This window comes from Marisediminitalea sp. (assembly GCF_984433645.1).
Genome location: NZ_CFIDRX010000052.1, coordinates 1 through 9,556, shown reverse-complemented (window position 1 = coordinate 9,556; position 9,556 = coordinate 1). Strand labels below are relative to the sequence as shown.

At 44.7% G+C, this 9,556-nt stretch carries 8 protein-coding genes; 5 read left to right on the top strand and 3 right to left on the bottom strand.

Annotated features, from left to right (window positions below; all coding sequences use genetic code 11):
• Together AC4MRN_RS08760 and AC4MRN_RS08755 are read right to left on the bottom strand one after the other, a co-directional pair.
• A partial coding sequence (locus tag AC4MRN_RS08760) for a sulfurtransferase (protein ID WP_491203060.1) occupies positions 1-412 on the bottom strand: 412 nt, incomplete at its 3' end.
• A gap of 48 nt (positions 413-460) precedes the next feature.
• Complete coding sequence (locus tag AC4MRN_RS08755) at positions 461-1,315, bottom strand: AraC family transcriptional regulator (RefSeq protein ID WP_491203059.1); 855 nt, start codon at positions 1,313-1,315, stop codon at positions 461-463.
• Between the two features lie 289 nt (positions 1,316-1,604).
• Between AC4MRN_RS08755 and AC4MRN_RS08750 the strand changes: the two genes are divergently transcribed.
• From AC4MRN_RS08750 to kynU, 4 genes are all read left to right on the top strand, one after another.
• Positions 1,605-2,753, top strand: a complete 1,149-nt coding sequence (locus tag AC4MRN_RS08750) for a methyl-accepting chemotaxis protein (protein ID WP_491203058.1) — start codon at positions 1,605-1,607, stop codon at positions 2,751-2,753.
• Between the two features lie 10 nt (positions 2,754-2,763).
• Positions 2,764-3,597 carry a nitrate- and nitrite sensing domain-containing protein gene (locus tag AC4MRN_RS08745; RefSeq protein ID WP_475071990.1) on the top strand — a complete coding sequence of 278 codons (834 nt, stop codon included), beginning with the start codon at positions 2,764-2,766 and terminating at the stop codon, positions 3,595-3,597.
• 108 nt (positions 3,598-3,705) lie between these two features.
• Positions 3,706-4,518, top strand: a complete 813-nt coding sequence (locus AC4MRN_RS08740; RefSeq protein ID WP_491203057.1) for an alpha/beta hydrolase family protein — start codon at positions 3,706-3,708, stop codon at positions 4,516-4,518.
• 4 nt (positions 4,519-4,522) lie between these two features.
• The gene (gene kynU / locus AC4MRN_RS08735; RefSeq protein ID WP_491203056.1) at positions 4,523-5,755 is read left to right on the top strand and encodes a kynureninase; all 1,233 of its coding nucleotides are present in this window, start codon (positions 4,523-4,525) and stop codon (positions 5,753-5,755) included.
• Between the two features lie 77 nt (positions 5,756-5,832).
• On the opposite strand, the gene AC4MRN_RS08730 is transcribed toward kynU, so the two are convergent.
• Positions 5,833-6,744, bottom strand: a complete 912-nt coding sequence (locus tag AC4MRN_RS08730; protein ID WP_491203055.1) for an alpha/beta hydrolase family protein — start codon at positions 6,742-6,744, stop codon at positions 5,833-5,835.
• 1,350 nt (positions 6,745-8,094) lie between these two features.
• Here AC4MRN_RS08730 and AC4MRN_RS08725 point away from each other — a divergent pair.
• Positions 8,095-9,273: a tetratricopeptide repeat protein gene (locus AC4MRN_RS08725; RefSeq protein ID WP_491203054.1), complete on the top strand. Its 1,179-nt coding sequence runs from the start codon at positions 8,095-8,097 to the stop codon at positions 9,271-9,273.
• The last annotated feature ends 283 nt before the right edge of the window (positions 9,274-9,556 follow it).

Sequence of the window (9,556 nt, the reverse complement as noted above, 5' to 3'; positions counted from 1 at the left end):
TCTCGGCACCAGGTTTTAAGTCTGTGACTAACGGTAACCCTTTGGCTTTCCAGGCAGGAAGTCCTCCATTAAGTACCGCAACACGTTGATGGCCTATGCTCTTCAGCATCCACCACAGTCGAGGAGCACAGAACAGTCCGTAGTTGTCGTAAAGTAATACAGGTGTGGATTGAGTGATCCCTAAACTGCCCAGTAACGCAGAAAGCGACTCAGGAGTCAGTCTGCGATGAGGTAATTCACAACTGTGATCACTGCCCTCTGCATCGAGGTCAATTTTAACGCTATCAGGTAAGTAACCGTCTTTTGCCGTATCCGCTTCACCCGAAACCGGGTTACTCATTGATACCAAAACGACCTGCCATTCTGCCAATGAGGCCGGCGACAACTCTTCGACTGAAATAAACCGTAGCACAGTGCATCCTTCGTTTTAACTGAATACTACGCAGTGTACCACTTTGTCCTATTTGAGTAATACCATCACGCGGTTTAACGCCTGATTTAATGGGACATCCGGATAAAATCGAATACGTTCAACCAGCACAGGAAACTCAGCCATCTCTTCATTATGTTGAGGAATGTAACGGTAGATCAGTTCACTGGTGGCAGATTGAATCATAGGGTCCCCTCCTTCAACCTCAATAATGGCGTACCGGCCGGGCGGAATTTCACCTGAGAAGAACCGTTCGTCTTGCGGCAGTGAAACTGCTCTCGTTGCCTCACACATAATGTCGACCCGAAAGTGGGTGTCAGCGTTATTGGGATCTGACCAAAATGCATTAAATGTACGACTAACCCGGGGCGATAGCCTGTGTGATTTACGCCATTCAATAAACTGCCCAACGGTAGACGGTATTTGTGCCGGGCCATTTTCATGTTTGATGCCATACACTGGGATGGCTGGTTGTTGAATAATTTGCACATTCGTCCCTTGCGTAGCGTTTTCTGTTGTCAGTTTTAATAGCGACTGCAACGTCGCGGCATGGGGTAACTGTTCTATTTTGACTTGCTGTGCTCTGAAGGTGTTTGGTGTAAAACCTGTCTGACGTTTAAAAGCGCGCCTTAAACCATCAGCGGTGTTGTAACCACACAAAATAGCGATATCTGTGCAACGCAATGCCTTGCGATAGTGCAGCAAATAGCACGCTCGATGTATTCGAAGTATTTCAACCAGTTTGCCCGGCGTTAGACCCGTGAGTTTGTTTATCTCACGATGAAAGTAAGATTCGCTGCATTGCGCATGTGTCGATAAACTTTCGATATTTATCGGTGACTCAACATTTTCTTCTATAAAAGCGATAAGATTTTTAATATTCATATATATTTTTTGATTTAAGGATAGAGTTAAAGACTAATCACATTGCGTTTGCGCAAGTTAACACTACCCTAAACTTGCCACCGGTATCCGACCAAAACTCCCCCAAAAGCAACAGGGCTTTGTGCGATCAGCATGCACGCTCGCACCAATATAGTGCGCAACTTACTATTGCGATGATGAGTACCCTGCTAAACCGTTTAAGAATCAATCGCATTTAGCTTTTTTAATATGGCGCAAACTTTGCTGTACCTAATGCTTTCGAGGAAGCAATAAGTTAAGGACACAATTTATGCTCTCGCTGTTTAGATTCCCGGGTATTGTATTAATCAATGCTTTCGGGTTACGCCACGCTGCCATACTCACCGCACTGTTTAATCTGGCTGGATATGGTTTTATTTTACTCAACCCTGGAGAAACTTTAGTTTTAACTCTTCCTTGCACAGTACTCATGACCTGGCTGGTACTGTCTTTGCTACTACTCTTGGTAGACGAACTTAATACCATCGACACATTACTTGAAGATGTCAAAAATGACGAACAAGGTTATCAGAACCTCGTTGTTAAACCGACAATTCTAACCAAACACGTAAAGTCCGTATTTGATATTCTCAAAGAAGTTGCAAGACAACGCGACAAATTTGCAGAACATTTCTCTGAAATGAAGTTTTCGTCGGAGCAAATGATCCAGTCGGCTGTACAGGTTGCTGACAACGCAACATCACAATCTGTTGCAACAGAATCAACTGCAGCCGCTGTCAATGAGCTGACGGCCTCGTTAAACGAGATTGTTGAGAAATTCAATCAGGTCAATGAAGCCGCCTTGCAGGCCTCGACTTTGGCTCAGCAAGGCCACAGTTATATGGGCGATCTTGTTACCAATGTAGAATATGTTGGTAAAGACGTAGACGAAACACACACCGCCATTACCATCCTGGGTGAGTCAATTGAAACTGTATTAACCCTTACTGCAACCATTCAGAACATCGCAGAACAAACTAACCTTTTAGCATTAAATGCCTCAATTGAAGCGGCACGTGCCGGTGATATGGGACGGGGTTTTGCCGTTGTTGCTGACGAGGTTCGCAACCTCGCTTCTGAAAGCAGGCAATCAGCCGACACCATCAACCAGAGTATTTCGGAACTGGATACACAACGCAAACTGGTTGCTGAAAATATGCAAAGGGTCACACAGCGCACCCATGACTGCTTGGAGAAGGCGAAAGATGCGGCAGACATATTGGCTCACATCGAACAACAGTCCGTTCATTCACGCAATCAGGTCATGGAAATTTCTGCCATTACCGAGCAACAAAGCAAAGCAACGGAAGAAATTTCGAGAAGTATTGAACGCGTCGTAGAGGGTGCCGCGGCAAATGCGCAAATTGCCAAAGAAACTTCTGCGGTAGCAGAATATCTACGCACGCTTTCGGCCAGATAGGAGGTCTGACATGGAAATGCTCATTTTAGGATTGGTATTACTACTCCTTGGTTTAATTGCCTTTCAATGGTTTTACAGCCAACGTAAACAAAAGCAGCGTCTTTATAGCGCACTGGAACTGATAAGCAGTTTAAAGAAGGTTATTAGCTATACCCAGAAACACCGCGGACTTACTGCAACCTATCTTCAGGGGAATAGTGAAGTACGTAATGAACTGCTGGCGTTAAAACAAGAAATTAACGCTATTACCGCTCCTTTGACGGACAACCCACTGTTACAACAAGAAGCCCGTTGGGACAGCTATCAGGACCACTGGAGTCGTTTAAAAGACAATGCTGAAACCTTAACTGTTCCCGGCAGTTTTCAACAGCACACACATCTCATTGAAACGTTACTCTATTTACTGGAAGACGTAGCTGAAAACATTGAATTTGGTGGAGAGCAACAAAAGAACCCGCAGATTCATTTTTTATGGCATGAGTTTCCGAAGGTGATCGAGTTTATAGGTCAAGCACGTGCTATTGGTGTGGCCGTAGCAACCAAAGGTGAATCGACTCAGATAGACAAGGTTAAACTCGGCTACCTCTACGAAAAGATAAACACGCTGAGTAGTCAGTCTTTTGACCGCCTGAGTTTGTTGCAGGCTGGCTCAACGCTGACACAAATTGAGCAAGCTAAACAAGCATGTAGTTCGCTTACTCAGACCATTCGCGAGCAGCTAATCAACGTCAATAAAGTACAACTGGAAAGTAAACAGTACTTTGACCTGGCGAGTAAAACGATGGATCAGTGCAATACCGTGTTAGACAATGAAATTAATGCTATAAAACATAGTTATCGATAGTTTGCTTTACCTGAATATCAAAACAACAAAGGGCACTGAGGTGCCTTTTGTATTTTTAAAAACAATAAAAAGGAAAACGTTATTAAACACAGTATCCCTGCACTGCTAATGGCCAGCTTCCTGACCGCATGCAGTACATCACCCGTTACAACGTCTGACGTCCCTACTCCATCGGGTATTACCAACGTACCTTACAGAGACGTTATCGCCCTACCTTTCTCGGAATTTGACGAGGCCATTGAGTATGGTAGCGACCCTCTGCAGCGTATTTACGTTTGGAAGGCGCGAGGCAAGCCTCAACATTCGTTAGTATTCATACACGGCGGCTGCTGGCTCAATGCCTTTGACTATACGCACGGACAAGCTTTATTCACCGCACTTGCTGAAGCGGGTGTTAACGTGTACGCACTGGAATATCGTCGAACCGGAGATGACGGCGGCGGTTGGCCCGGAAGTTTTAATGACGTGCTAGCAGGTACGAATAAAGTCTTATCGCTAACCCAAACTCAGCAGCCATCTGTGCCGGTTAGCCTCGCAGGTCATTCCGCGGGAGGGCACCTTGCACTGCTAACAGGCCAGGCAATGCCTTCAGCCTTTGCCAAGGTTATTGGCTTAGCAGCTATTACCCAGCCGGCTATTTACGCAAAGGGGACCAACAGTTGCGAAACGGCCACACCACAATTTTTCAATGGTACACCGGAAGAAATGCCTGAAGCATACAAAAGCGCAACACCGTCGATCGAAAACGTGCAATCCCCCGTAGTGTTGTTGCAAGGTACAGCCGACAACATAGTCGCTACTGAACAAAGCTCACTTTCAGGCGCAACGACAATGTTGATTCCTGGGGCTGGCCATTTTGATTTCTTACACGCAGACTCCCTTGCCTACTACACATTATTAGATCTATTAAAAAACGGATAACACTATGTTTGAAGAAGCCCGTCGACGGGACCAACAAGACCCTATGGCAGATAAACGTGCATTATTTGCACTTCCTGAAAACTGCATTTACCTGGATGGCAATTCACTTGGGCCGTTGCCTGTAGCGGCAAGAGCCAGAGCTACCGAAGTGGTTGAGCAACAATGGGGTAACGACCTTATTACCAGTTGGAATAAGCACAGTTGGATCACCCTTCCGCAACGCTGCGGAGAACATATCGCACCGTTGCTGGGAGCAAAAGCTGATCAGGTTATTTGCTGTGATTCCATATCGGTAAACCTGTTTAAACTGTTGTGTAGCGCACTGGCACTTCAACATGGCCGAACCAAAATAATCACAACTACAGACAATTTTCCAACCGACGTGTACATAGTACAAGGCATTCAGCAGCTGCTTGGCGAAGAACGCTGTCAGTTAATCACCGTAGATGAAACAGAAATAGAAGCCGCGCTGAATGACGACGTCGCTATTCTACTGCTTACTCAGGTGAATTTTCGCACCGGCCACGTACTCAACATGGCTAAGTTCACAGAAATGGCCCACCAACATGGCATTCTAACTGTGTGGGATCTCGCGCACTCAGCAGGGGTACTTCCTTTAGAACTGGACAACTGTCAGGTTGATTTTGCCGTGGGCTGTACATACAAGTACCTGAACGGCGGCCCGGGAGCGCCAGCCTTTATGTATGTCGCAGAACGCCATGAAAATGCGTTTATTCAGCCTATTACTGGCTGGATGGGTCATGCCACACCATTTACCTTTAGCAGCAGCTACACGCCACACCAAAGCGTGTCACAAAGCCTGACCGGCACGCCTTCTGTTATTTCTATGTCAGTACTGGAAGCGTCCCTGGACATGTGGTCAGACATTGACATTCACCAGGTAAGGCAAAAATCTATAGAGTTAGGTGAATTCATGCTCAATTGCATGCAGCACTTGCAACTCACAGACACGCTGCCGCTGGCAAGCCCGCTAAACCCTAATCAGCGAGGCAGTCAGCTTGCATTCAAACACGACCAAGCCTACGCCATTTGTCAGGCGTGGATTGCTGGGGGCGTCATTGCAGACTTCCGGGCTCCGAACATTTTACGCGTAGGCTTTGCGCCGCTCTATATCAGCTTTCAAGACATTTGGTCGGCTTGTGAAGCCTTGCAAAAAATCATGCAGCAAAAGACGTATTTACAGCCTGAATATCAGAAAAAGCAGACAGTTACCTGATTGAATAAACACTGCAAAAACTCAATTTAGCGTTTGGCTCCCTTACTATAACGTAAGGGAGCACGCTTAATATATGGTTATAACAACGTGGCGGCAGCTAGCGACATAGCCCGGTAATCATGGCCTACTCCCGGGACTACTTTTTGCTCCCAGTTAAAAAGCACACCTTGCGACTTAGCGGATTCTTGCGAGAGTTTGAAAAAACGTTTCCCTCTTTCCAGGCGAGAGGCTCCCTGTTTCATGGCGCTGTCACTCTGATCTAGTTTCCCTTGTGTCGCATCCGTGTCTAATTCACCTAGAAGAATGACCAAATGCTTAGCAAATGAACGTTGTAAATCATAATCTACCGTGCCAATGCCGTAAGGATAAGGCACTGCTTTATCGACAAACGAATAAGTACCAGCATTACCTGCTATGGCAGTTTTGATCCGGGCATTGGGTTTCATTAAAATCATCCGCTGAACAAATTGGCCACCTGCCGAATGGCCGAAAATGTTGTATTCATCAAGATCAAAATCATTGGCTGTATTTAACCGGTCGAATATATTTTCGATAACCGTAAAAGCCCACTCACTTTCGGGGTTGCTCCAGCCAAAAAAACTTTTCAGATTACCTTCCTGATAATCATTGGTAATGACTCGGTAAAATTGACTGGCAAACTCCGGCGCAATCAACAAAATGCGTTTGCGCTCAGCAATATCAGCCCATGCATCAAGATAATCCTCAGCATTACGTCCCATACCGTGCATTACAAATAATACCGAATCTTTTGGTGTCCATTGGGCCGGTTTGTACGTCCATACACGAATAGTTTTCCGATCAGTATGCTGATAAGCACTCATTACAAATCTATCTTTCCCGACAGAAAGTGGCTTGACAGGTGTTTTTTCAGGCCCTGTTGGTAATACATACAAATACAGGTAGCCAAGAATCAATATGATTACTGTAAGTAGCGTTACAGATAGGCCAAACCATTTAATAATTTTCATAAACATTTTCCCTATAGAAAGTGAGATTTCCTTACATTAAAAAGGTCAAAACAACCTGAGAATTCTGACAAATGACTATTTGCGAAAAGCGGACGAACGTGAGTCTAAGCGTTAATACGTGTAATTAGAACTGAAAAACCTGCTGAACTTCGTGCCAATCGTACAGACTGTTATACCGAAAAGCGTGTTTATGAGAAGGGATGCTCTCAGAAGCTTAGCGAGTTCCAGCATAAGAGTGATTATCTATTTTACTGGCTAGTCGGTAAGACAATTAATAGAGAGATGAATGCCGCCTTGGAATTTGTAATCGCGGGTTTTATCAGTAATCGTTCAGATGACCAAACTCTGTGTTACCCGAATTGAGTAGGAAGAGCTAGAAATCCTTTGATACTGGCAATTCTACTATTGGTCAAAAGCGATCATTCACCTAGTGAATCATTAAGGCTACAACGGCCAAAAATGAATGGAGCTAAAATATTTAGCTATATTTTCTTGCGTCTTACTGCTTGTATTTATTAGTGCTTTTAAGTTGAGTTATAGTACTTTCATTTATGAGCGCACCAATTCAACCAATGATATCACCCTGAATGCACGCAGAACGACTGGAGAACCCCGCACGTAAGTTGAGAATGCAAAAACAACCATACACTCACTGCGTGATCGCCTCAAAAGCACCGCTTCGACCAATCAGAAATTGAACGAAAACTGACGAGCTCCAATATCTCTGAGGCAATACGTTCTAATAGAAGCAAACCAATCTGCTTACACTAAATGTTGCTATTGAGTCCGAACAAGGCCGAAACTTCACTATGGTAGCAGATGAAACAAGAACCAATGCATCGAACTGGTCGATAAAGTGCTCATCGTCTAAGATATCGCTGCATCCTATATGCAAAGTATTGAGGAAAAAATGCAGTCTGCCAGCGATAACATGGTAGAAATAACAACCAACTTACTGAAGTCCACCATGACAAGTTGTCTGGCGAACTGAAAAAGAAAGGGTTTCAACTCGCTAGCCTGTCACTTGATGAATATCCTGGTATCAGTCGGTTTGTCGACCAAATTCAGGCTTTGGCGTTAGTGGATGACGTAGAACAGTTGTGATATTTTGACCTGTATGCCACTAGTTATGGCTGTTTTACCTGTATAAATCTGCTAGCGCAAATTAGCGGGCTGATCACTACTACAAATTATTTTGATGTTAGTGTTAATAGTGAAATAAAAGGCTGCTTCTGCGAGGCATAATCAAAATATCCCAATCTCCAGGTTCTTATTATTAAGTGACATTATGCTAGGTTAAAGAAGGATTACCTTACCGTTCAAGTGCACCAATGTGCTATGGGAGTTGTTGTGAGTCACAGATGCTACGTTTTTACTCTGACGATTTTTTTCGGCAGCCTGCTCGTCGGGTGTAAGTCAACCACAGTGGTTGAAAGCAAACCAGTAGCGTTCGTATCACCGCTAAGCATTGTTAAGCCATTATATCCGCAACCTACAAACAAAGTGATTGCAGCAAAGCAGCTAACTCAATTAACGGAGAGTCAGGAAAGGGATTTTTTAACGTGGTTTCATCATCCGGCCAGGCAGGATATAAAGCCTCACCTCAGAGTCTATAACTATTTGAGTTCTCTGACAGGAAATTTTGAGTACCGTGGCGACACTTATACGGCAGAAGAAGCTTATGTTGCTTTGCAAGGCAATTGTCTCTCTTTAGCTTTACTCACCAACGCACTGGCTGAACTGGTTGATATAGAAACTGAATTTCAGGTGGTAAATACACAGCCTGTATATCGTAAAATCGATAACGTCATTATTTCCAGTTCCCATGTGGTTACTATTCTCTATGACCCTACATTTGTCGCAAAGCCAAATCAAATCGTCATTCAACGCCCCCGGGTCATCGTTGATTACTTTCCGGTACGTAGCAATATCCGCGGAAAAAGCCTAAGTAAAAAGGCATTCTTAGCGATGTATTATCGCAACTTAGCCTCCGATTTCTTACTCAAACATCAATACCCTGACGCATACTGGCACGCCAGAGCTGCCATTGACCTCGCCCCAGAAAGCCCTGAAAACATCAATACCCTAGCATTAATCTACGCCAGAGAAGGTCAGAAAACGCAAGCTGTGGCACTTTATCAGCTGGCTGTCGTTCAAAAGCTCACAAGCATCAACCTGCTAAACAATTACATCGAACTGATACGGCATTCAAACCCCGACAAAGCCTCGATGCTGAATGAATATTTAGAACAGCTCGACGATCCGAATCCATACAACTGGGTACTGCTTGGCGATAGCGCCATGGCTAAGGGCCGGTTGAGAAAGGCTCAGAGATTGTATGAAAAAGCCTTAAGCAAAGCGCACTATCTAAGTGACGTTCATGCTAAACTCGCCGGCGTACAATTTGAAATTGGTCACTACGAAGAGGCGGGCATCGCATTAAGAAATGCAAAGCGCTACGCATGGGATGATGAGGAAGAGCGCCTTTATCAGGCAAAACTCTTTGCACTCAAGTCTCTAAATTACTGAGGTCGCCAGCACCACTCCGGTACCAAAAGCCCGTTAGATAAATAAAATAAGGTGTTGCTGGTGGCGGTTATTTATAGCCTGAGTCAGCCCACTGCTCATTGCTATCAAAGCAGGCTTTGGAATGTGCTTTAAGCGCTTTAACCTAGCGCTTTTTGAAATTGCAATCAACACGTTTAGCCAATACGGCCTCTTATTATTGGTCGTAGTCTTGTAATGTTTTGGAATAATAAAATGGTGCCCGGGGCCGGACTTGAACCGGCACGCTGTTACCAGCGAGGGATTT

Coding starts and splice junctions, on each gene's coding strand:
- kynU (WP_491203056.1), top strand. CDS start 4,523: ATGTTTGAAGAAGCCCGTCGACGGGACCAACAAGACCCTATGGCAGAT.
- AC4MRN_RS08750 (WP_491203058.1), top strand. CDS start 1,605: ATGCTCTCGCTGTTTAGATTCCCGGGTATTGTATTAATCAATGCTTTC.
- AC4MRN_RS08730 (WP_491203055.1), bottom strand. CDS start 6,744: ATGAAAATTATTAAATGGTTTGGCCTATCTGTAACGCTACTTACAGTA.
- AC4MRN_RS08755 (WP_491203059.1), bottom strand. CDS start 1,315: ATGAATATTAAAAATCTTATCGCTTTTATAGAAGAAAATGTTGAGTCA.
- AC4MRN_RS08740 (WP_491203057.1), top strand. CDS start 3,706: ATGGCCAGCTTCCTGACCGCATGCAGTACATCACCCGTTACAACGTCT.
- AC4MRN_RS08745 (WP_475071990.1), top strand. CDS start 2,764: ATGGAAATGCTCATTTTAGGATTGGTATTACTACTCCTTGGTTTAATT.